General features: G+C 72.2%; 19 protein-coding genes and 1 tRNA gene. 6 read left to right on the top strand and 14 right to left on the bottom strand.

Going from position 1 to position 21,328, the window contains the following annotated elements:
* Positions 1-5: 5 nt before the first annotated feature.
* From B207_RS0124405 to B207_RS0124360, 10 genes are all read right to left on the bottom strand, one after another.
* On the bottom strand, positions 6-656 hold the full coding sequence (locus tag B207_RS0124405; RefSeq protein WP_018639303.1) for an L-threonylcarbamoyladenylate synthase: 651 nt from the start codon (positions 654-656) through the stop codon (positions 6-8).
* Entirely contained in the window at positions 656-1,708 is a 1,053-nt protein-coding gene (gene prmC, locus B207_RS0124400) for a peptide chain release factor N(5)-glutamine methyltransferase (protein ID WP_407671461.1), read from the bottom strand. Before prmC ends, B207_RS0124405 begins: the two co-directional genes overlap by 1 nt.
* 32 nt (positions 1,709-1,740) lie before the next feature.
* Positions 1,741-2,811, bottom strand: a complete 1,071-nt coding sequence (prfA, locus tag B207_RS0124395) for a peptide chain release factor 1 (protein ID WP_018639301.1) — start codon at positions 2,809-2,811, stop codon at positions 1,741-1,743.
* Between the two features lie 204 nt (positions 2,812-3,015).
* Positions 3,016-3,252 (bottom strand): 50S ribosomal protein L31, encoded by a 237-nt coding sequence (gene rpmE / locus B207_RS0124390; protein ID WP_018639300.1) that lies wholly within the window; start codon positions 3,250-3,252, stop codon positions 3,016-3,018.
* Between the two features lie 226 nt (positions 3,253-3,478).
* The gene (rho, locus tag B207_RS35330) at positions 3,479-5,857 is read right to left on the bottom strand and encodes a transcription termination factor Rho (RefSeq protein ID WP_018639299.1); all 2,379 of its coding nucleotides are present in this window, start codon (positions 5,855-5,857) and stop codon (positions 3,479-3,481) included.
* A gap of 529 nt (positions 5,858-6,386) precedes the next feature.
* Positions 6,387-7,526, bottom strand: coding sequence for a homoserine kinase (thrB, locus tag B207_RS0124380; protein WP_018639298.1), 1,140 nt, complete (start codon positions 7,524-7,526; stop codon positions 6,387-6,389).
* Positions 7,523-8,656, bottom strand: coding sequence for a threonine synthase (gene thrC / locus B207_RS0124375; RefSeq protein WP_018639297.1), 1,134 nt, complete (start codon positions 8,654-8,656; stop codon positions 7,523-7,525). Before thrC ends, thrB begins: the two co-directional genes overlap by 4 nt.
* Positions 8,653-9,990, bottom strand: a complete 1,338-nt coding sequence (locus B207_RS0124370) for a homoserine dehydrogenase (protein WP_018639296.1) — start codon at positions 9,988-9,990, stop codon at positions 8,653-8,655. Before B207_RS0124370 ends, thrC begins: the two co-directional genes overlap by 4 nt.
* Positions 9,991-9,997: 7 nt before the next feature.
* Complete coding sequence (gene argS / locus B207_RS0124365) at positions 9,998-11,701, bottom strand: arginine--tRNA ligase (RefSeq protein ID WP_018639295.1); 1,704 nt, start codon at positions 11,699-11,701, stop codon at positions 9,998-10,000.
* A 104-nt stretch (positions 11,702-11,805) separates the two neighbouring features.
* Positions 11,806-12,192, bottom strand: a complete 387-nt coding sequence (locus B207_RS0124360) for a response regulator transcription factor (protein ID WP_018639294.1) — start codon at positions 12,190-12,192, stop codon at positions 11,806-11,808.
* 73 nt (positions 12,193-12,265) lie between these two features.
* Between B207_RS0124360 and B207_RS0124355 the strand changes: the two genes are divergently transcribed.
* The 4 genes from B207_RS0124355 to B207_RS0124340 all read left to right on the top strand — a co-directional run bounded on the left by B207_RS0124355 (position 12,266) and on the right by B207_RS0124340 (position 14,955).
* Positions 12,266-12,337 (top strand) — tRNA-Arg (locus B207_RS0124355).
* Between the two features lie 654 nt (positions 12,338-12,991).
* The gene (locus B207_RS35325) at positions 12,992-13,513 is read left to right on the top strand and encodes a SigE family RNA polymerase sigma factor (RefSeq protein ID WP_035742124.1); all 522 of its coding nucleotides are present in this window, start codon (positions 12,992-12,994) and stop codon (positions 13,511-13,513) included.
* A gap of 162 nt (positions 13,514-13,675) precedes the next feature.
* On the top strand, positions 13,676-14,380 hold the full coding sequence (locus tag B207_RS0124345) for a hypothetical protein (RefSeq protein WP_018639292.1): 705 nt from the start codon (positions 13,676-13,678) through the stop codon (positions 14,378-14,380).
* A 149-nt stretch (positions 14,381-14,529) separates the two neighbouring features.
* A complete protein-coding gene (locus B207_RS0124340; protein ID WP_035742121.1) occupies positions 14,530-14,955 on the top strand; it encodes a nitroreductase family deazaflavin-dependent oxidoreductase in 426 nt (141 codons plus the stop codon).
* A gap of 46 nt (positions 14,956-15,001) precedes the next feature.
* Here the strand turns inward: B207_RS0124340 and B207_RS0124335 are convergent, their stop codons facing one another.
* Both B207_RS0124335 and B207_RS0124330 read right to left on the bottom strand, forming a co-directional pair.
* On the bottom strand, positions 15,002-15,697 hold the full coding sequence (locus tag B207_RS0124335; protein WP_018639290.1) for a hypothetical protein: 696 nt from the start codon (positions 15,695-15,697) through the stop codon (positions 15,002-15,004).
* Positions 15,694-16,938: a TRM11 family methyltransferase gene (locus B207_RS0124330; protein WP_018639289.1), complete on the bottom strand. Its 1,245-nt coding sequence runs from the start codon at positions 16,936-16,938 to the stop codon at positions 15,694-15,696. Before B207_RS0124330 ends, B207_RS0124335 begins: the two co-directional genes overlap by 4 nt.
* Before the next feature lie 275 nt (positions 16,939-17,213).
* Between B207_RS0124330 and B207_RS0124325 the strand changes: the two genes are divergently transcribed.
* Positions 17,214-18,044 carry a patatin-like phospholipase family protein gene (locus B207_RS0124325; RefSeq protein ID WP_018639288.1) on the top strand — a complete coding sequence of 277 codons (831 nt, stop codon included), beginning with the start codon at positions 17,214-17,216 and terminating at the stop codon, positions 18,042-18,044.
* A gap of 133 nt (positions 18,045-18,177) precedes the next feature.
* Here the strand turns inward: B207_RS0124325 and B207_RS0124320 are convergent, their stop codons facing one another.
* Complete coding sequence (locus B207_RS0124320; protein WP_026311405.1) at positions 18,178-19,050, bottom strand: LLM class F420-dependent oxidoreductase; 873 nt, start codon at positions 19,048-19,050, stop codon at positions 18,178-18,180.
* A 361-nt stretch (positions 19,051-19,411) separates the two neighbouring features.
* Here B207_RS0124320 and B207_RS35320 point away from each other — a divergent pair, with 361 nt between their 5' ends.
* Positions 19,412-21,052: a diguanylate cyclase domain-containing protein gene (locus tag B207_RS35320; protein ID WP_018639286.1), complete on the top strand. Its 1,641-nt coding sequence runs from the start codon at positions 19,412-19,414 to the stop codon at positions 21,050-21,052.
* A gap of 33 nt (positions 21,053-21,085) precedes the next feature.
* Here the strand turns inward: B207_RS35320 and B207_RS35315 are convergent.
* On the bottom strand, positions 21,086-21,328 hold a 243-nt coding region (locus B207_RS35315; RefSeq protein ID WP_018637685.1), incomplete at its 5' end, for an IS66 family transposase.

Raw genomic sequence — 21,328 nt, 5'->3', positions numbered from 1 at the left:
ACGTCTCAGCGGCGGGCAGGCTCCTGGACGAGCGGCAGCACGGAGCGCAGCGCCGCCAGCCCGACGGCGCCCTCCCGCACGACCACCGGAACGGGGCCCGTGCAGTCCAGGATCGTCGACGCGGTGCCGACCGGTGTCGGGCCCCCGTCCAGGTACACCTCCGCGGCGCCACCGAGCTGCATCATCGCGTCCTGTGCATCCGTCGCCGCCGGACGCCCGCTGATGTTCGCGCTGGACACGGCCATCGGACCGGTCCGGGCGAGCAGCTCCAGCGCGACCGGGTGCAGCGGCATGCGGACCGCGACCGTGCCGCGGGCGTCGCCCAGATCCCACCGCAGGGACGGCGCGTGGTTGATGACCAGGGTCAGACCGCCCGGCCAGAAGGCACGCATGAGGTCACGGATCTGCCCGGTGACCTGCTCGGCGAGTCCGTCCAGCGTCCGCCAGGAACCGACGAGCACCGGCACGGGCATGTCCCGGCCACGGCCCTTGGCGGCGAGCAGCCCGGCCACCGCGTCACGGTCGAACGCGTCCGCGCCCAGGCCGTACAGGGTGTCGGTCGGCAGCACCACGAGCCTGCCCCGGCGGACGGCGTCGGCGGCCGCGTCCAGCCCGGCAGCGCGCTGCCCCTCGTCGGAGCAGTCGAAAACCAGCATCAGGCGTCCTCTCCGGCGCTGCCCGGCCGGCCCCGACCCGGCGGATCCCACCGGGCGGTGACGAACCGGTCCCGCCCAGCGAGATCGGGATGATCGACGATGTCGGACCACGAACCAGACCACGGGCCGCCGCTCGCGAGCAGCGCGGGAACCGCCTGCCCATGCTCGTCGGCATGCTCCATGACGAGCAGGCCGCCAGGACGCAGCAGCCCGGCCGCGGCCGTCACCACGGCCCGCGGGCCGTCCAGGCCGTCCGGCCCGCCCCACAGTGCGGCGGGCGGGTCGTGCCGGCCGACCTCGGGCTCGACGCGGGACCGCTCATGGTCAGGAAGATACGGGGGATTGCTGACCACCAGGTCGACCCGCCCGGCCAGCTCCCCGAGCACCCCGAGCACCCCGAGGACCCCGGGGGCCCGGAGGACCCCGCCCACCGGCTCGGCGGCCGATCGGGTCGAGGCTGCGGAGGCAGGCGGAGGACCGGCGCCGACGACACCCACGTCCGCCTGGTGCACCCGCACGGGCAGGCCGGTGCGCCCGACGTTGCGGCGCAGCCAGTCGAGCGCGGCCGGCTCCAGCTCGACCGCGTGGACCTCGGCGCCGCGGACCTCGTCCGCCAGCGACAGCGCGATGGCTCCGGACCCGGCACACAGGTCGACACAGATCGGACGTACCGCGCCGGAGACCCGCAGCAGGCGGATGGCCTCCTCCACGACCCACTCGGTCTCCGGGCGCGGGATGAAGACCCCCGGCCCGACGGCGATGTCCAGCCGCCGGAAACCGGCGAGACCGGTCAGGTGCTGCAGCGGGACCCGGTCCGCGCGCCGTTCGACCAGGTGGCGCAGCTCCTGGGCGGCCGAAGTGCTGATGACCTCGACCAGCGCCAGCCGCCCGCGGGAGACGTCGAGGACGTGCGCGGCGAGCTGCTCCGCATCTCCCCGCGGGCTGGCGACGCCGGCCGCGGCCAGCCGCGCCACCGCGGCGGCGAGCTCGCCGGCCAGGGTCACCTGGCCCTCCGACGTCACCGCCGCCGGCGGGGTCCTCACCGGCGGGATCCTCACCGGCGGGATGGTCTCCGGCGGGATGGTCACGGAGTCCCCGCCATCCGGGTGGCCTGGTCGGCCTCGGTCAGCGCGTCGATCAGCGAGTCGAGGTCGCCGTCGAGCACCTGCTCGAGGTTGTGGGCCTTGTAGTTGATCCGGTGGTCACTGATCCGGTTCTCGGGGAAGTTGTACGTCCTGATCTTCTCCGAGCGGTCGACCGTGCGGACCTGGCTGGCCCGGGCCGCCGCCGCCTCGGAGTCGGCCTTCTCCCGGGCCGCGGCGAGCAGCCGGGCGCGCAGGATCCGCATCGCCGACTCCTTGTTCTGGAGCTGGCTCTTCTCGTTCTGGCAGGACACGACCACGCCGGTCGGCAGGTGGGTGATGCGCACCGCCGAGTCGGTCGTGTTGACGCTCTGCCCACCGGGCCCGGAGGACCGGAACACGTCGATCCGCAGGTCGTTGGGGTCGACCTCGACGTCCACATCGGCCGCCTCGGGCAGCACGAGGACGCCCGCCGCCGAGGTGTGGATGCGCCCCGCGGACTCGGTCACCGGCACCCGCTGCACCCGGTGCACGCCGCCCTCGAAACGCAGTCGCCCGAACACCCCGTGGCCGGGCGCGGCGGAGCGGCGGGCCTTCACCGCGACGCTCACGTCCCGGTAGCCGCCGAGGTCGCTGGGGTTCGCGTCCAGCACCTGGGTGCGCCAGCCGCGCCGCTCGGCATAGCGCAGGTACATGCGCAGCAGATCGCCCGCGAACAACGCGGACTCCTCGCCGCCGGCGCCGGCCTTCACCTCGAGAATGGCGTCACGGCTGTCGTCGGGGTCGACCGGCACCAGGTAGGCCCGCAGCCGGCCGTTGAGCTCGGCCAGGCTTTCCTCCAGTGCCACGACCTCGTCGCGGAACGAGACGTCCTGCTCGGCGAGTTCCCGGGCGGCCTCCAGGTCGCCCTCGACGCTCTCCAGCTGCCGGGCGAGATCGACCGGGGTCGCGAGCTCGGCGTACCGGCGGGTCAGTTCCCGCGCCACCGACGGGTCGTTGTGCAGGTCCGGGTCCGCCAGCCGCTTCTCGATGTCGGCGTGCTCGGCGATCATGCTCGCGAGCGGGGAGGTCATCACAGTTCCTTCAGTCGTCAGGACCGGCGTCGCGGGCCCCGCGGCCGCGAAGGCTGTGGCGACGTTACCGCCAGTTCGCGAGCGGCGGCGCGCGGCGCCGGCCGGCACGCGGGAACACCGGACGCGGGAACACCCCCGGATATGCGAACGGCAGGACGCGAACGGCGCCCGCCCGGGAGACCCGGTGCGGGCGCCGCTGGATACCTACTTCGCGCCGCCGGCCGCGTCGCCGGGGCGGCGCCGGCCGAACCGCCGCTCGAACTTCTCCACACGCCCGCCGACGTCCATGATCTTCTGCTTGCCCGTGTAGAACGGGTGGCACTGCGAGCACACCTCGGCGCTGATGGCGCCGTCGTCCTTGGTCGAACGCGTGGTGAACGTGTTCCCGCAGGTGCAGGTCACCACGGTCTCGTTGTACGTGGGGTGGATGTCAGCCCTCATGGTCCCTCTTCCGATGTGGCCGCCGGGTCGCTGCCGCGGGCGCGGACAGCGTGAACCGGAGCCGATGGTTTGCCAGTGTGCCAGACCCGTCCGACCGGACCTGGCCCGCCGCCGGGTACAACACCGCCGGCGGGACCCGGTGTTCCGGGTCCCGCCGGCCGTGATGCCCCGGTGCGCCAGGGCCCGGAACGTGCCGGGCCCACGGTGCGGCGGGCCCACGGTGCGGTCAGTCCTGTGGCGGCGCGGTCTTGGCGATCTGCATCAGGAACTCGTAGTTCGTCCGGCTCTGCTTCAGCCGGTCGAGCAGCAGGTCGAGTGCCTGCTGCGGCTCCCGGGTGTGCAGGACTCGCCGGAGCTTGTGCATGATCACAAGCTCCTCGGGCGCCAGCAGGATGTCCTCCTTGCGGGTTCCGGAGGCGTCGACGTCCACCGCCGGGAAGGTCCGCTTGTCGGCGATCTTGCGGTCCAGCTTGAGCTCGGCGTTACCGGTGCCCTTGAACTCCTCGAAGATGACCGTGTCCATGGTGGAACCGGTCTCGACCAGCGCGGTCGCGATGATCGTCAGGGAGCCGCCGTTCTCGATGTTGCGCGCCGCGCCGAGGAACCGCTTCGGCGGGTAGAGCGCCGTCGAGTCGACACCACCGGACAGGATGCGCCCGGACGCCGGCGCCGCCAGGTTGTAGGCCCGGCCGAGCCGCGTGATCGAGTCCAGCAGGACCACGACGTCATGACCCAGCTCGACGAGCCGCTTGGCCCGCTCGATCGACAGCTCGGCGACGTTGGTGTGGTCGGCCGGCGGGCGGTCGAAGGTCGAGGCGATGACCTCGCCCTTCACCGACCGCTGCATGTCGGTCACCTCCTCGGGGCGCTCGTCCACGAGCACGACCATGAGGTGGCATTCCGGGTTGTTCGTGGTGATCGCGTTGGCGATCGCCTGCAGCACCATCGTCTTGCCGGCCTTCGGCGGGCTCACGATCAGTGCGCGCTGGCCCTTGCCGATCGGCATCACCAGGTCGATGACCCGAGTGGTCATCATGTGCGGCTCGGTCTCGAGCCGCAGCCGCTCCTGCGGGTACAGCGGGGTGAGCTTGTGGAACTCGGGCCGACCGCGCGCCTCCTCCGGCTCCATCCCGTTGATGGTGTCCAGCCGGACCAGCGCGTTGTACTTGTCCCGGCGCTGCTCGCCCTCCTGCGGCGCGCGCACCACGCCGGTGATGGCGTCGCCGCGCCGCAGGCCGTTGCGCCGCACCTGGGCAAGGCTGACGTACACGTCCGTGGGACCGGTCAGGTACCCGCTGGTCCGGATGAACGCGTAGTTGTCGAGGACGTCGAGGATGCCGGCGACCGGCACGAGGACGTCGTCCTCCCGCACCGTCGGCTCCGTGTCGGTCGTACCGCCCTGGCCGCCGCGCCCGCGGTTGCGACCACGCTCCCGGAAACGGCCCCGGCGGCGCCCGCCGAACTCGTCGTCGCCCTGACCCGCGTCGCCCTGTGGCGAGCGGTCGGCGGGCCGGTCACCCGGCTGGGTCCGGTCACCGGACCTCGACCTGTCGGCGCCGCCACGGTCACGCTCGCGGTCGGCGGGCGCAGTACGCCCCCCGCGGTCGCTGCCGGCACGGTCAGCACGATCGCCGGAACGGTCAGGCCGCTCGGAACGATCAGAACGCTCGGGGCGGTCAGACCGCTCACCGGACCGTTCCCGGTCACCGGACCGCTCCCGGTCGGCTGACCGCTCGGACCGCTCGCCGGACCGGTCGGACCGCTCCCGGTCGCCGGAACGGTCACGGTCACCCGTGCGCTCGCGGTCGCCGGAGCGGTCACGGTCACCCGTGCGCTCGCGGTCGCCGGAGCGGTCACGGCCACGGGTCGTGCTCTCGGATCCGCTCGCCCCGACCCCCCGGGCCGGGGCGCTCACCGCGGCGACCGGCGCCGCGGCGCCTTCGGTGGCCGGCTGGGGACGCGGGGCGTCCTCGGCGGGCTCGGTGCCACCCTGCAACGGGGCGGCGGGGAGGGTCTGCTGCTCTCCCGCAGGGCTTGTCACCCCACGGGAGGAGCCACGCCGCCCGCGCACCCGGGTCGTCGTGGGCGCCGACTCGGTGGAGACGGCCGGACCGGCGGCGCCGGCCTGGACCGGCTCCGCCGCGCCGCTTCCCTGGACGGGCGCAGACGCCGGGGCGGTGCCCGGGCTCTCCTGCACCGGCCGCACGGCGGGCGCGGGCGCCGACGACTCGGCCTGCCCCGACGGCTCGGCGGAACGCGGCTCCGGCCGGGCTGCCACCTCCCCGTTCTGGACGTTCTGGATGGCCGCGATCAGCTGGCCCTTGCGGAGCCGGCCAACCCCGGGAATGCCCATCTGCGAGGCCATCGCCTGCAGCTCGGGCAGGAGCATGGCGGACAGGCCGGTGCCGGACCGCCGACGCCGAGGCGCGGACGCATCGGCGGAAGCACCGGCCGGCCCGGAGAGAACGGCATGGCTGCCGTTCGCCCCGGGCGCACCGGAGGTGTCTACGGACGTCAGGCCGGCCGCAGCGGAACTGTCGACGGGCGAGGCAGGCGCCGCAGACTCACGTGCGCTGTCGGGCAGCACGTCGGTGGTGTCGCTCAAGGTTTTCCTTCCTGGAAGGAACCGGCTTCTCGGGCCGGGCGTAGCGTGTGGATTTTCTTCGCCTGCGCGCATGCCGGATGTAAGGAGATGCAGCACCCTTTGAACGGCGAGCATCGCGCCCATCAAAGGCGCTGACGGCCGACAGCCGCGAGCGAACCCGATTTCCCGCCGACGAGTGCCGGTACGCCAGCCGAGGCAACGGCGACGAGGCTTGAAGCACCGGGATCCCTGACCAGGACCGGCCACCGTGTGCGGCCGACCGCTGCCGTGAGGCTCCACTGCAGCTTGGCCGCCACTGCGGACCTGATCAAAACTGCGGACCAGATCAGGCTGGCGGGGCGAGCACGCGCCGCGGCGGCAGCGGGTGCAGTCATCAGACTATCCAGACGGAGACACGTCGGCAACAACCTAGAGACCTCTGGATCTCTCGATGACGCCACGAGGGACTCTCCGATGACCGCCCGGCACCCCTCCGCGGCGCTGAACCCACCCGGACGGCGCCATTAGTACACCATGCGGAGTGGAAGCGCTACCCCTTGGAGTCGAGGGGCTGGAGCCGCGCACCCTCGGTGTCGACTGTCAGCGGGATCACGGAGAAGCCCGGCGCGGGCACCCCGATCGCCGCGGCCGCCTGGCCGCCGCCGACCGCCAGCGCGACCACGGACGGCCCGGACCCCGAGAGCGCCGCGGGAACGCCCTCCGCGCGCAGCCGCGCCACCAGATCGGCCGAGGCGGGCTGGGCCGGCAGCCGGTACGGCTGATGCAACCGGTCCTCGGTGGCGGCCAGCAGCAGCTTCGAACGCTCCGTGCCCTCACCCGCCGCCGGCTCGGCGGCGCTGAGCGCGAGGGCCAGCAGGGCGGCCCGGCCGGCGTTCACGGCGGCGTCGGCATGCGGAACCCGCTCCGGCAGCGCACCCCGGGCCTGCTCGGTCGACTGCCGGACCGACGGGACGAAAAGCACGGGCCGCACCTCGGCCGGCGGCGCGACCCGCACCGCCCGCGGCACCCCGGCCTCGTACCAGGCCACGGTGAGGCCACCCAGCAGAGCGGCCGCCACGTTGTCCGGATGGCCCTCGATCGCCGTCGCCACCCGCAGCAGCCCGGCCGGGCCCAGCGGGGAGCCGGCGAGCGCGTCGGCAGCCACCACGCCCGCCACGATGGCGGCGGCCGAGGAGCCGAGCCCCCGGCCGTGCGGGATCCGGTTCACGCACCGCAGCGCCAGGCCGGGCTGCGGCAGCCCCAGCTCGTCGAAGGTGGCGCGGATGGACCGCACCACGAGATGCGCCTCGTCGGCGGGGACGGTGTCCGCCCCGACGGTGTCGACGGTGAGGCCGGTGGACGTCAGCCGCACGGACACGTCGTCGTACAGGCCCAGTGCGAGACCCAGGGCGTCGAAGCCCGGCCCGAGGTTCGCGCTCGACGCCGGCACCAGCAGACGGACCGCACCGGCCGGCGCCTCCCCCGCCGCCGTGCCGGTCTCCGCCGCCGTGCCGGTCTCCGCCGCCCCCCGCACCGCCACGACCTGCGCCGCGCCGTCGTGCCGCGGCCCGGAGAGCGGCTCGGTGGGAGCCGGGATCCCGGCGGCACCGGCGGCACCGGCCGCGACGGTGCCGCCGGTGGAGCTGGTGCCGTCGGTGGAGCTGGCGCCGCGGCGGTCGACGGCCGTCACAGGCCGCGCAGGCCGAGCGCCTCGGCCGCCCCGGCAACGGTCGGCGGGATGGTCTCGGGCTTCGCGGCACCGCTGATGGCCCAGTCGGGGTCCTTCAGGCCGTTGCCGGTGACCGTGCACACCACCCGCTGGCCCGGGTCCAGCCGGCCGTCGGCGTGTGTTGCCAGCAGCCCGGCGACACTCGCGGCACTCGACGGCTCCACGAAGACACCCTCCCGGCGGGCCAGCAGGCGGTAGGCCGCCAGGATCTGGCGGTCGTTGACGGCGTCGATGAGGCCTCCGGAGGCGTCCCGTGCGTCGGTCGCGAAGTCCCAGGACGCCGGATTGCCGATGCGGATCGCCGTGGCGATGGTCTGCGGGGAGGTGACCACCTCGCCACGGACGATCGGCGCCGCTCCGGCGGCCTGGAAGCCGAACATGCGCGGGCGCCCGGTACCGGCCCGGGTGTCGTCCTCCACGTAACCGCGCCAGTAGGCCGTGATGTTCCCCGCGTTCCCCACGGGCAGGCAGTGGATGTCCGGTGCCTGCCCGAGGGCTTCCACGATCTCGAAGGCCGCGGTCTTCTGGCCCTCGAGGCGGTAGGGGTTGACCGAGTTGACCAGGGTGACGGGGAAGGTGTCGGCCAGCTCGCGCGCGACCCGCAGGCAGTCGTCGAACGATCCGTCGACCTGGAGCAGCCGTGCCCCGTGGACCAGCGCCTGGGCGAGCTTGCCCAGCGCGATCTTGCCGCTGGGCACGAGGACCGCGCAGGTGAGCCCGGCCCGCGCGGCGTAGGCGGCGGCGGAGGCCGAGGTGTTCCCGGTCGAGGCGCAGATGACGACCTGGGAGCCCTCCCCCACGGCGCGGCTGATCGCGACCGTCATCCCGCGGTCCTTGAAGGAGCCGGTGGGGTTGGCGCCCTCCACTTTGAGATGAACATCACATCCGGTCAGCTCGGAGAGGTGGTCCGCGTGCAGAAGAGGGGTGCCCCCCTCCCGCAGGGTGACCACCGGCGTGTCCATGGTGACCGGAAGCCGGTGCCGGTACTCCTCGATGATTCCTCGCCAGGCCCGGGGCAGGTGCCCGGAGGCATCCGACCCACCCGGCGTGCCCGGTCCACTCGATACCGGCGTCGACGACACCGCGGTCATGACTCAACTCCCTCGACCCGCACCACGCCCGACACGGCCCGCACGCCGTCGAGAACCCGCAGGTCCTCGACGGTGGCGGACAGCGCCGCGTCCGCGGCCGGATGGGTGACCAGGACCAGGCTGGCGTCGTCGCCACGGCCGTCCTGCCGAACACTTCTGATGGAGACATCGTGCCGTGCGAACGCACCGGCGACCGCGGCCAGCACGCCGGCCTTGTCCGTGACGTCGAGCTGCACGTGATAGCTGGTCACCGTCGGGCCCATCGGCAGGATCGGAAGCGCCGCGTACGCGGACTCCCCCGGCCCCTGCCGTCCCGCGACGCGGTTGCGGGCGACCGCGACCACGTCGCCGAGCACCGCCGACGCCGTCGGCGCGCCGCCCGCGCCGCGGCCGTAGAACATCAGCTGCCCGGCGGCCTCCGCCTCCACGAAGACCGCGTTGAACGCCTCACGCACCCCGGCGAGCGGATGCGAGCGGGGGATCATCGCCGGGTGGACCCGCAGGCTGATGCCGGGGCGGTCGCCAGCGCGTTCCGCGATCACCAGGGCCTTGATCGTGCAGCCGAGCTCCCGGGCGCTGGCGATGTCGGCGGCGGTCACCGCGCCGATGCCCTCCCGGTAGACGTCGTCGATGGTCACCGGGGTGTGGAAGGCCAGCTGGGCGATGATCGCGGCCTTCGCGGCGGCGTCGAAGCCGTCGATGTCGGCGGACGGATCAGCCTCCGCGTACCCGAGCTCCCCGGCTTCGGCCAGTGCCTCGGCGAACGAGGCCCCGGTCTCGTCCATCCGGGTCAGGATGTAGTTCGTCGTGCCGTTGACGATGCCGAGGACACGGCGGATCCGGTCCCCGGCCAGGCTCTCGCGCAACGGGCGCAGCAGCGGGATCGCGCCGGCCACCGCCGCCTCGTAGTAGAGGTCGACGCCGGCCGCGGCCGCCGCGTCGTGCAGCGTCGAGCCGTGCGTGGCGAGCAGCGCCTTGTTCGCGCTGACCACCGACTTGCCCGACCGCAGCGCCGACAGCAGCCAGGTGCGCGCCGGCTCGATCCCGCCGACCACCTCGATCACGATGTCGACGTCGTTCCGGGCGATCAGCGCGTCCGCGTCGGTGGTGAGCAGCTCCCGGTCGACGGCCGCCCCGCGGACCCGACCAGGGTCGCGAACCGCGATCCCGGCGATCTCCAGCGGGGTACCGACCCGGGCGGCCAGCTCGTCGGAATGGATGCCCAGCAGGCGCACCACCTCGGAACCGACGACGCCGCACCCGAGCATCGCGATCCTCAGCGGGCGGTCGGCACTCGGCGGGCTGTCGGCCCCGCGGCCCCCGTCAGTCGTCATTCGCCCCTCACATCCGTTCCGGCGCGCTGACGCCGAGCAGACGCAGCCCGTTCGCCAGGACCACCCGGGTGGCCTCAACCAGCAGCAGCCGGGCGGCCGTCACCGCCGTGGGCTCCTCGTCGCCCTGGGGAAGCACCCGGCAGGAGTCGTAGAAACGGTGATATGTCCCGGCTGTCTCCTCCAGGTACCGGGCTATGCGGTGCGGGGCACGCAGCGTCGCCGCCGTCTCGACGACCCGCGGCAGCTCACCCAGTGCCCGGATCAGATCGACCTCCCGCGGATGGCTGAGCAGCGAGACGTCGACCGAAGCGGCGTCGAACGCCTCGTCCGCCGACGTCGCCAGGCCCAGCGCGGCCGCGTTGCGGATCAGTGAGCTGATCCGCGCGTGCGCGTACTGGACGTAGAAGACCGGATTGTCGCTGGTCTGCCGGGCGATCACATCGAGGTCCAGGTCGAGCGCGGAGTCCATCGACGCCCGGACCAGCGAGTAGCGTGCCGCGTCGACCCCGACCGCGCCCACGAGGTCGTCCAGGGTGAGGAAAGTTCCGGCCCGCTTCGACATCTTGACGGCCTCGCCGCCCCGGGACAGCGTCACCATCTGGCCGATGATCACGTCGAGGGTCTGCTCGGGATCGTCCCCGAAACACGCCGCGATGGCCCGCAGCCGGCCGATGTAGCCGTGATGGTCGGCACCCAGCAGGTAGCAGAGCCGGTCGAACCCCCGGCGGCGCTTGTCCCGATAGTAGGCCGCGTCGGCGCAGAAATAGGTCGGCCGCCCGTCGCTCTTGACCAGCGCCCGGTCCTTGTCGTCACCGAAGTCGGTGGTACGCAGCCAGACCGCGCCGTCCGCCTCGAAGACATGGCCCTTCGCACGGAGCTCCGCCACCGCGGCGGTCAGCTCACCCGCGTCGTGCAGGCTGCGCTCCGACTTCCACAGGTCGAACTCGACACCGAACCCGGAAAGCGTCGACCGGATCTCCGCCAGCATGATCTCGACGCCGTCGCGGGCGCACACCGCCAGCGCCTTGTCGTCGGCGCCAGCCCCGTCGGAACCCGCCCCGACCAGCTGCTCCAGCGCCGGATTCGCCGCCTGGACCCTCGTCGCGATCTCGGCGACATAGGCGCCGTGGTACCCCTCCGCGGGCGCCGGCTCACCGCGCAGCGCCGCCAGGATCGACGCGCCGAACCGCTCGACCTGCACCCCGGCGTCGTTCACGTAGTACTCGGTGCCGACCTCGAAACCGGCTGCCGACATCACCTGGGCCAGCGCGTCACCGACCGCCGCCCAGCGCGCCGACGCCAGCGTCACCGGACCCGTCGGATTCGAACTGACGAACTCCAGGTTCACCCGGACACCACGTGCGGCAGCCGCCCGGCCATACGCCGCACCGGCGCCCACGATCGACCGGGCGATGCCGCCCATAGCCGCGCCGGCCAGCCGGATGTTCAGGAACCCCGGGCCGGCCACCTCGACCGCGGCCACACCCGGATCCGTTCGCAGCCGCGCCGCGAGCAGATCAGCCACCGCCCGCGGCGGGCGGCGAGCCGCCTTCGCGAGCTGCAGGGCGACCGGCGACGCGTAGTCGCCGTGCTCGGGCTGCCGCGGGCGCTCGACGGTGACCGCGGCAGGCACGGCCACGTCGAGCTCGCCGTTGGCGACGGCATCACGAACGGCCGCAACGATGGAGTCGGCCAGCTCGGCGGGGGTCATGTCGCGATGCTATCGGCGCGCCCGACCAATCCGGTCGCCGCGCGCCCCCGGCCCGACCCCGACCCCGCAACCGGCGGCGCGCCGCACCGGGCCACGCCCGGACGTCAGACCGGCTGACCCGCCGCGAGCCGGCTGACCACGCCGATCAGCATGTCCGGATCGAACGGCTTCGTCAGGTAGTAGTCCACACCCAGGCGGGCGCCGCGTTTCACGTCCGCCTCCTGCGCGCGCGCCGTCAGCATGATCACCTTGATGCCGGCGGTGGCCGGGTCGTCCCGCAGCCGCGCGGCGACATCCCAGCCGTTCACCCGCGGCATCATGATGTCGAGCGTGATCACCTGCGGCGCGATCTCGTGGACCCGCTCGAGGCAGTCAGCCCCGTCCACCGCGGTGTGCACCTCGAAGCCTTCCAGTTCGAGGTTGACGACCACGAGCTGACGGATCACGGCATCGTCGTCCACGACGAGCACCCTGGGGGCGGTGAAGTACACGGGCGAAGCTTACGGGCACCGGGTTGCGCAGTCTGCCGATCCCACCTGGTACGGTATGCCTGCTTGCCCTGGAGCCCCCGTAGCTCAGGGGATAGAGCACCGCCCTCCGGAGGCGGGTGCGCAGGTTCGAATCCTGCCGGGGGCACACGACTTGGGCTGCATGTGTCCAGCGGGGCTGGACCGGGGCGTCGTGTCATGTTGGTTGGGGGGGCCTAGCCCCCCCATACCCCCCGAGTGGCCTGGTGTGGCTTGCGGGGGATGCGGGTTTCGGGGCGGTTATGGCCTTCTGGCCTTTAGTGCGTTTCGTGATGGATGTGCCCCGACGCAGGCCTGACAGGCTGCAGGGCCAAGGGTTCTGGGTAGACGCAGTTTCCTGGCCTTCAGCGTGCTCCGCGATGGATGGGGGCCCGGCGCGGCCGGCTCGGTAGAGGGTCTCCTGGCGAAAGCTGGCTGGACTCTGTCGGGCGGTTTGCCGAGGGCTGTCGATCGGCGGTGTGCTCGCCGACGCTTCGGCTGTTCGGCCGCGTCGTTCTCCATGCCGGCCAGGGCTCGACTGATCGCCCGGTTATGTGAGTGCTCCTCCTCGAGGATCTCCCGGCTGCAGGCCAGCATGTCCTCCATCAGCGCGCGCGGCCGTTCGTCCGACTACGGATGGCTGTTCCCTGCGTCGTCGGAGCGCAACTCGGAGATCATCCGAGCCGCGGTGACGCGAAAACCGCCTCGGGCGACGAAGTCGGCCGGGCCTGTCAACCTGGGGCGCCTCCGTGGCGTTCAGAAGGGGCAGGAGCGCGGAGAGGACGTGTCGGGTGAGGAACGCGATGAGCGTGCGTTCGAGGAGTTCGTCGCACGCACCGGTGACCGGCTGCTGCGCTGCGCCGTCCTCCTGGTCGCAGACCACTCCGCGGCGGAGGATCTGGTCCAGGGGGCGCTGGAACGCACCTATCGGCACTGGCCGCGGGTGTCAGCCGGCCATCCGGAGGCATACGTGCGCCACGCTCTGGTGAACGCGGCGGCGAGCGGATGGCGACGGAGCCGGGTCAGGGAGGTGCCGCTGGGGCCACACGGCCGGGCCGGGCCGACCGACCACGCGGATCGGCTGTCGACGCGCGACGAGCTGATCCGCGCGCCCATGACCCTGCCGGCCCGCCAGCGGGCGGTGCTCGTGCTGCGCTACTTCGACGACCTGCCGGAGGCCGAGGTGGCTGCCGCCCTGGGCTGCAGCGTCGGCTCGGTCAAGAGCCAGGCCTCCCGCGGGCTCGCCCGGCTGCGGGCGAGTGTCGACCTCCACAGCTCCCTACCGATGACGGGGAGGACGCCATGAGCGCTGATCTCGAGGGCCCCCTGCGGGCTGCCATGCGCGACGAGACAGTGCGGGTCACAGCCGGGCCGAACCTGGCGGAAGCCGTCCGGGAGCGGTTCCGTCGACACCGCCACCACCCCGGCTGCCGTGACCACTCCTGTCGGGGCACCCACTCCTGTCACCGTGACCACTGGTGCGGTCGGCACCGTCATCCCGCCGGCGTCGGGCCGGGACGTGGGCGGTGTCGCCGTCACCGCGCAGTGGGGGAACGTGCCGACTCTCGCCGCGGTCGAGGACGCCATACGTTCCGCGCAGCCGCAGCGAACCTTCGCCCGGACGACGGTCGGAGGCAGATCCGCCCTGCTCACCCGTATGGAGGCCAAGGAGGAGTTCAGCCTGGTCTGGATCGAGCGGGACGGGCTTGCCCTTGACGTCGCCGCGGGCACGCCGGTCAGCGAGGACGACATGCGCCGGGTCTCGGAGGAACTCACGGTCGGATCGCGGCCGCGCGTCGATCCGACTCTCGACCGGGCTGTCCGTGCGGCCGTGGCCCAGGTGTTCACCGGCGGGACCCCGACGGGACGGACACTCGCGGCGGTCGAGAACGGAGAGGAGCTCGCACCCGGTCTTGAGCGCCATCGTGCCCAACACCCCGGACTGGCGCGCACGCTGCGGGTCCACGGTGCACGAGGTGGCGCCACGGGACGCCACGCACGCCGTGGCCTCGATCTCGCTCACCTACACCGACCCGACCATGCCACTGCCTGGAGCGCGAGGAGACAGCCTCACGGACCGGGCCTGGCGGGCCGGGCACCGGCACCGATCGGGCCGGTTCGTTGGGCGAGCACTGGGCGTAGCGGTGGAGCCTTCGGGGGCCCGAACGCCTGACAGAGGGTGTGAAGTCGACCAGACTCGGAGAATCCGTCATCCGTGCGGTGCCGGCCACCGTCCAGGTCGCAGACACGATCCTCACGACGCACCCCGACACCGACTCGCCTGGAGATCGCGTGACCGAGACGACGCCCAGCGACAGCCCGATGGACTGGATAGCCGATCACACTCGCCGCTATCTCGACAGCGGCGGTGCCGACGGGCACCTCTGGTACGGCATCGACGGCTCGTTCACCCAGGGAGCCCCGACGCTGCTGTTGACGACCCGGGGCCGTCGCAGCGGGAAGCCGCGCCGCACACCCCTGATCTACGGGCGGGACGGGAACGACTACGTCGTCGTCGCGTCGAAGGCCGGCTTTCCCGAGCACCCGCAGTGGTATCTGAACCTGCTCGCCCACCCGGAGGCCGAGGTGCAGGTCGGGGCGGAACGGTTCCCGGCGAAGGCGCGGGTGGCGGAGCCCGCCGAGAAGGCCCACCTGTGGCTCACGATGACGGCGCTCTGGCCGGAGTACGACGCCTACCAGAGCGCGACGGATCGGAACATCCCGGTCGTGGTCCTCGAACGGACCTGAGCTGAACCGGCGACGGGCCTGAGAGGGCCTGGTGCCGGTCATCGTGCTAGGAACCGCCTGCCAGGAGGTAGGTGGCGGTGACTGTCACAGCGGCGACGACGGCGCCGGCCATGGCCTGGGCGGGGGTGTGGCCGTCGAGTTCGTCGTGGTCCTCGACGCTCGCGGAGGCGGCGGCGGGGGTGGCGGGGGTGGCCAGACGGGTGAGACGGACCTGGACGCGGGCCCAGCCGATGACGGGGACAAGCAGCCAGGTGAGGGCGGGCAGCGGGCCGTAGGCGAGCGTGAGGACGGTCGCGCAGCTGGCGGCGGCCGCCACGTGGCCGCTGATCTTCCAGAACCTCGTGATGGCGGCGAGGACGAAAGCCTCGACGACGATGGCCGCGTAGACGGCGACCAGGTCTGTCGACGCGTCCATCACGTGCAGGAGAACGTAGCCGGTGGTCACCGAGGCGCAGCCGAACAGCATCGGTGCCATGCGCCTGCTGCGTTCGGGAACATGATGGTCGGACCACCTGCGCCGGCGGACTCCGTGAAGAACGAAGGCCATCGGTACGACCGTGCAGAACAGAATCGAGACCGTGGCCCAGAGCAGGCCGTGCCAGGCGTCCGGCGCGTCGGCCCAGGACATGAGCAGCAGCAGTGCCGTGACGAGGACGGTGGGTGCCGCGATCTCGCACAGAATGGCGGCGGCCCGGGCGGCGGGTGGCGCCCCCGGCGGAATTCCGGTCGCGGGGGCCGTCACGGCCGGCTGGCGCGCACGTCGAACTCGAACAGGGCCTTGTTCGAGTTTCTCTTCCGGATCACCTCGACCTGGACGTCAACGTAGCCCAGCTCCCGCAACATGCACGCGTACCACTCCTGGGCGGGCACCCCGTGCCCGTAGAAGGTTGAGTTCCCGACAATGTAGGAGAGCTTCCCACCGGGCCGCACCAGGCCTGCGGCGGCCTGGAAGTGAAGCCACATGTCATGGTGGTACTTGTGGACGTAGGCGGCGAGCAGCGGGCCGCTGCGGCCGCCGTCGGCCGCTATTCTCGCGCACACGACACCCATTTCGTCGTCAACCGGGGTCGCGGTCGTGGGTTTCCATCCTCGCAGGTTGGAGGTCGCACTGCCCCAGGTGCCGCCGATCGCCTGCCAGTCGAGCCGGCCGGCGTCGCCGGCCTCGTCGAGGAAACGCAGCCAGTACATGTAGGGGCGCAGCTCCCGGATGTAGGACATCCGGTTCGCGTAGGGCGGGCTGGTCAGGACGAGATCCGCCGCGCGCAGGCCGCCGGCGCACATCCGTGAGTCACCCTGGTGCACGGTGGCGGTGCCTGGCAGGTCATGCCGGGCGGACTCGATCAGCGCTGCCGCCTCGGCGCCGAAGTGCGCGACGGTGGTGGCGGTCACGGCCGGGTCGAAGCGGGCCGGTGACCGGTCCGGCCGGGTTGCGAAGGACATCGACTGGTGGTTGAACGCGGCGCTGCTGACCGCGATGAGCACCCGGCACAGCGCTATCTGCAGCAGGTCCGCCACCGGGCCGCAATACGCGTCCAGCTCGGCCCTCAGCGCCTTGAGCGCGTGGAGCGCGCCGGGACTCCACCATTTCTCGATCTGGTGCAGGCCCGGCTGCCACAGAGCGCCGTCCGGATCAGCCCGGGCGGCGCCTGCCATGACGTCCAGCGCCGCGGTACGTGCCTCGTCGAGCGTGCGCTGCGCATAGTGCCGGACCTTTGCCCGACCCAGCCAGACCAGGAACGGGTTCACATCGGTGCTCTGGCCCACATGCCCGAGCTCGGCGGCGGCCAGCGGGGTGGTCCCGGTTCCCGAGAAGGGGTCGGTGACAACCGAACCGGGCGGCAGCCCGCACATTCGGCCGCGCACGAGCCGGACGCCGTACGCGGGGGTGAGACGCAGCCAACCGTGCCGGCCGACCTCCCGGTTCGCCCGAAAGGTCAGGTGTTCGTTACGCGCCAGGGAGGTCCGGTCTATTGCCGCCGTCATGGTGCCTCCAGCAGATGATCCCGCGGATGCGTGGAACCGCCGCACCGCAGTATCCGCGCCGGCGCCCCGGCGGCTTGCGCGGGGGCACGAGGGCTTTGGGAACAATATGCCCAGGTCACCGTCCCCCCGGGTACCGCGGCACGATCTCGATGCCGCAATGGCATGGCACGTTCGGGTGATTTCGGCGGTGCCTTGCCACCTCCGGTGCGTACTTCCCAAAAGCCCTTCGGAAAGCGACGGGCCCTGACGAGGACCCTCGCGGAGAGGTGTGTTGGATGCGGCACGCGCTGGTCCTCGGCGGCGGAGGCGTGGCCGGTATCGCCTGGGAGATCGGCCTGTTGGTCGGTCTCGCCGAGGCAGGCATCGACGTCACCGAGGCCGATCTGGTCGTCGGGACCTCGGCGGGTTCCGCCGTGGGGGCGATGGTCAGCAGTGGCGCGGACCTGGATCTGCTCTACGCGCGGCAGATCGCCCCCGCCGACCCGACCGCGGAACCGACGGTCGACTTCGACTACAGCGAACTCATGTCGACCCTGGCCCAGGTCACCGCGGGCTCCCGGGGCGCGCGCGACGCGCGTTCCCGGATCGGGGCGTACGCGCTGGTCGCCGATGTTCCCTCAGAGGAGGATCGGTGGCAGATCGTCGCCGGGCGGCTTCCCGTCCGAGAATGGCCGCGGCGCCGCCTGATAGTGGTGGCGGTCGACGCCGAGACAGGTGACTGGGTGGCCTTCGACCGCGACTCCGGGGTCCACCTGGTCGACGCGGTCGCGGCCAGTTCCGCGCTGCCCGGGGTGTTCCCGCCGGTCACGGTGGACCATCGCCGGTACGTGGACGGGGGCATGCGGTCCGTGATCAATGCGGACCTGGCGGAAGGCCACGAACGGGTCCTGATTCTCGCCCCGGTCAACGGCATGGGCATTCCGACCGAGGTGCGCCGCCTGGAGCGCGCCGGCAGCCGGGTGCTGGTCGTGGCCGCGGACGAGGCGTCCCGGGCCGCGTTCGGCTCGAACATTCTCGATCCGGCGATCCGGGCCGCGGCCGCGGCCGCCGGCCGGGCGCAGGCCGCCGCGGTGGCGGACGGTGTCCGCGACCTGTGGAAGGGCTGAGCCCGGGGATCTGAACCGGGATCTGAACCGGGATCTTCGGCCTCGGGCCGCGCTGGACGTCCAGCGCGGCCCGAGGCCGACATCCGCGGTGCGAGGCAGAATCTGTCAGAGGTCAGAGGTCAGAGGTCAGAGGTCAGAGGTCGGCGGCCGCGGGGACGACGCGCTCGCCGAGGATCCGCAGCGGCTCGACGTCCCACACGTTCGCCACGCCGCCGAGCGCCACCGAGATGCCGAGCTCGGACAGCGTCCCGAGATCGTCCAGGATGCGGCCCACGTTCTCGCCTGACCGGCCCACGTCGAAGGCGTAGTAGCAGGTCTTGGTGATCTCGTCGTAGTCGCGCCCCTCGGTGTCACAGTGCTGGCGCAGGACGTCCAGCTTGTGCTTGAGATCGGGGCCGTTGAACAGGTTGCAGGCCTGCCCGTACCGCGCGACCAGGCGCAGCGTCTTCTTCTCCCCCGAACCGCCGATCATGATCGGCGGATGCGGGCGGGTGAGCGGGGCGGGGACGTTCAGCGGCCGGGCCAGCTGGTAGTGCTTCCCGGTCCAGGGGCTCTCGTCGTCCGACCACATCCGCAGGCAGATCTGCAGGGCCTCCTCCAGGCGCTCGAAACGCTCGGCGACCGGCGGGAAGGGAATACCGAGGCCGGCGGACTCCTCCTCGTTCCAGGCCGCTCCGATTCCGAGCATGGCCCGGCCTCCGGACAGAACATCGAGAGTACTGATGATTTTCGCCAGAATGCCCGGTTCGCGGTAGATAGTTCCGGTCACCAGCGTGAGCAGGGTGACCCGGCTGGTATGTGCCGCCAGGAAACCCAGGGTGGTGTAGGCCTCAAGCATGTCGTGCTCCGCCGGACCGACGTGCTGGATCTGGAAGAAGTGGTCCATGACCGCCAGGTAGTCGAATCCCGCCCCGTCCACCTCCCCGGCGACCTCGGCAAGCGCCCGGCCCAGGTCCGCGGGCCCGGCGGGGCGGGTGAAGTCCGGAATCTGCACTCCAAGTCGCACGTCTCGTCTCCTCGCTGAAGCAGCAGGTCTCGTTCGGAGTGTCGTCACACGTCCGAACCCGCACACGGGCCGACACGCTGCCGCGACGACACCGCGGGCACCTCGGGTCACACAGCGGTACGACCCGCACAACATGTACCCAGACCGGCGGCCACGGACCACCACCCCGCGCAGCGGGCCGGCCGGCATGTATGAGAATTCCCCTCATGTCCGGGCTAGTCCGTCTCCGCACTGGTTGCAGCCCTTTGCGTTGCAGCCCTCTGCGTTGTTCCTGTTCCGCACCTGCGCCAGGAGCTTCCGTGGGACGCCCCGGGTGGGCGGGCGCGGGCGGCCTGGCAGGCATGGGCCGGGCGAGGGGCGCTTGACGACCTCCCCGCCAGCACCGCGCCGGTTCCGTGCGATCCGGCTGGTGCAGATGGCGCTTGTGCTCGCCGCCGGGCTCTTCGCCTCGGTCACCCTGGCCGGGACGGAGGGGAGCGAACCGGAGGTCGTGGCGCTGCGGGCGTCCGTCATTCTCGTCTCGGGCCTGCTGTGCATCCTGCGCGCGGCGTTTCTGCGCGGCGAGCGGGCGCCGTGGGCGCTCTTCGGCGCCGGGATCATCAGCTACGGCACGGCCGGTGTCTACTTCAGCCTGGCGGTGGAGCCGGCCGTGGCCGGGTCCGCGAGCGCGGCCTCCGCGGCGGACGCCGGCTGGCTGCTGTTCTACCCCGCCTGCTACGTCGCCGTCATCCTGTTGCTGCGTCAGCGGCTCATCGCCTTCCACCCGAGTGTGTGGCTCGACGCGCTGGTCGGTGTCCTCGGGGTCGCCGCGCTCAGCAGCGGCATCGGGCCGTGGATCATCGGCGCCGGCCAGGGCGACACCGCGGCGATCGCGTTCGGCCTCATCTACCCGCTCGCCGACCTGCTGCTCCTGCTGCTGGTGGTCACCGCGTTCGGGCTGCTGCGCTGGCGCCCGGGCCGGGTGTGGTGGCTGGTCGGCGGCGGCCTCGGCGGCTTCGCGGTCGCCGACTCGTGCGTGCTCGTGCTGATCACGAACGACGAGTACTCCCCCGGCGGGCTGCTGGACATCGTCTGGGTGCTCTCGCTGCTCGCCCCGGCGTTCGCCGCCTGGCAGCGCCAGCCCTGGCGCCGACCGGCCCGGATGTCCGGCTGGAACGTGATCACCGTCCCGCTGGTGCTGACGGTCGTGGCGCTGGCGCTGCTCGTCCTCGGTTCCACTGTCGACCTGCCGTTCGTGACGGTGGTACTGGCAGCCGCGACCGTGCTCACCGCGCTGGCCCGCGCGGCGCTGACCTTCGTCGAGGTACAGCAGCTCGCCGAGAGCAAGATCCTCGCCCACACCGACGATCTGACCGGTCTGACGAACCGGCGCGGGTTCCTCGAACGGCTGTCCCAGATGGAGGCGCGCGCCTCGCACGGTGACTCGTCCGCGCTGCTCCTGCTGGACCTGGACCGGTTCAAGGAGATCAACGACTCCTTCGGCCACCACATGGGTGACGCGCTGCTCGTCGAGGTCGGCTCCCGCATCTCCGGGGCGCTGCGGCCGGGGGACGTCCAGGCCCGGCTGGGCGGGGACGAGTTCGCCGTCCTGCTGGAGAACGCCGACAGCGACACCGCCCGCCGGGTCGCCGACCGGGTTCTGCACGCGCTGTCCGGGCCGTTCGAGGTCGGCGGGATGACCCTGCACGTCGGGGCGAGCATCGGGGCCGCTCTCTACCCGGAGCACGCGCCCGACGCGCAGACGCTGCTGCAGCGCGCGGACGTCGCCATGTACGGAGCGAAGTCCGGGCGGACCGGGGTCGAGTACTACCGCCCGGGCACCGAGGCCGACACACTGCTGCGTCTCGACATGATCGAATCGCTCCGGGCCGCGCTGGGCACCGGCCAGCTGGAGGTCCACTACCAGACCAAGATCGAGCTGGCGTCCGGCCGGCCGCACGGGGTGGAGGCACTCGTCCGGTGGCGCCACCCGAGCCGGGGCCTGCTCACGCCGGAGGCGTAGCTGTTCAGCTGAGGTCGAGATTGAATGCGCTGTTCAGGCCGGGTGTGTGGTGGGTGGGAGCCACGCGCCGGTGGTGAACAGGCGGGTGAGGGCATCGAGGGTGTCGACGCCCCATTTGCTGGCGGTCGACAGGTAGGACTGCACAACAGCGAAGTCAGCGAGGCCTTGGAGCGTGCGCCAGCAGCCACCGGAGACCCGCTGCTGGATCTTGACGGGGCGGACGTCGCGTTCCGCGAGATTGTTCGAGAACGGGACCGTCAGGTCGGTCGCGAACCG

Source organism: Parafrankia elaeagni (genome assembly GCF_000374165.1).
GTDB classification, from domain to species: Bacteria; Actinomycetota; Actinomycetes; order Frankiales; family Frankiaceae; genus Parafrankia; species Parafrankia elaeagni.
The sequence above is the reverse complement of the archived record's forward strand: the minus strand, read 5'-3'. Positions and strand labels throughout refer to the sequence as shown.

Excerpts from the sequence above, each read along its gene's own strand:
- prfA (WP_018639301.1), bottom strand. The coding sequence starts at position 2,811 with ATGACCTCCCCGCTCGCGAGCATGATCGCCGAGCACGCCGACATCGAG.
- B207_RS0124340 (WP_035742121.1), top strand. The coding sequence starts at position 14,530 with ATGGACTGGATAGCCGATCACACTCGCCGCTATCTCGACAGCGGCGGT.
- B207_RS0124370 (WP_018639296.1), bottom strand. The coding sequence starts at position 9,990 with ATGACGACTGACGGGGGCCGCGGGGCCGACAGCCCGCCGAGTGCCGAC.
- B207_RS0124325 (WP_018639288.1), top strand. The coding sequence starts at position 17,214 with ATGCGGCACGCGCTGGTCCTCGGCGGCGGAGGCGTGGCCGGTATCGCC.
- B207_RS0124330 (WP_018639289.1), bottom strand. The coding sequence starts at position 16,938 with ATGACGGCGGCAATAGACCGGACCTCCCTGGCGCGTAACGAACACCTG.
- B207_RS0124405 (WP_018639303.1), bottom strand. The coding sequence starts at position 656 with ATGCTGGTTTTCGACTGCTCCGACGAGGGGCAGCGCGCTGCCGGGCTG.
- thrC (WP_018639297.1), bottom strand. The coding sequence starts at position 8,656 with ATGACCGCGGTGTCGTCGACGCCGGTATCGAGTGGACCGGGCACGCCG.
- rpmE (WP_018639300.1), bottom strand. The coding sequence starts at position 3,252 with ATGAGGGCTGACATCCACCCCACGTACAACGAGACCGTGGTGACCTGC.
- argS (WP_018639295.1), bottom strand. The coding sequence starts at position 11,701 with ATGACCCCCGCCGAGCTGGCCGACTCCATCGTTGCGGCCGTTCGTGAT.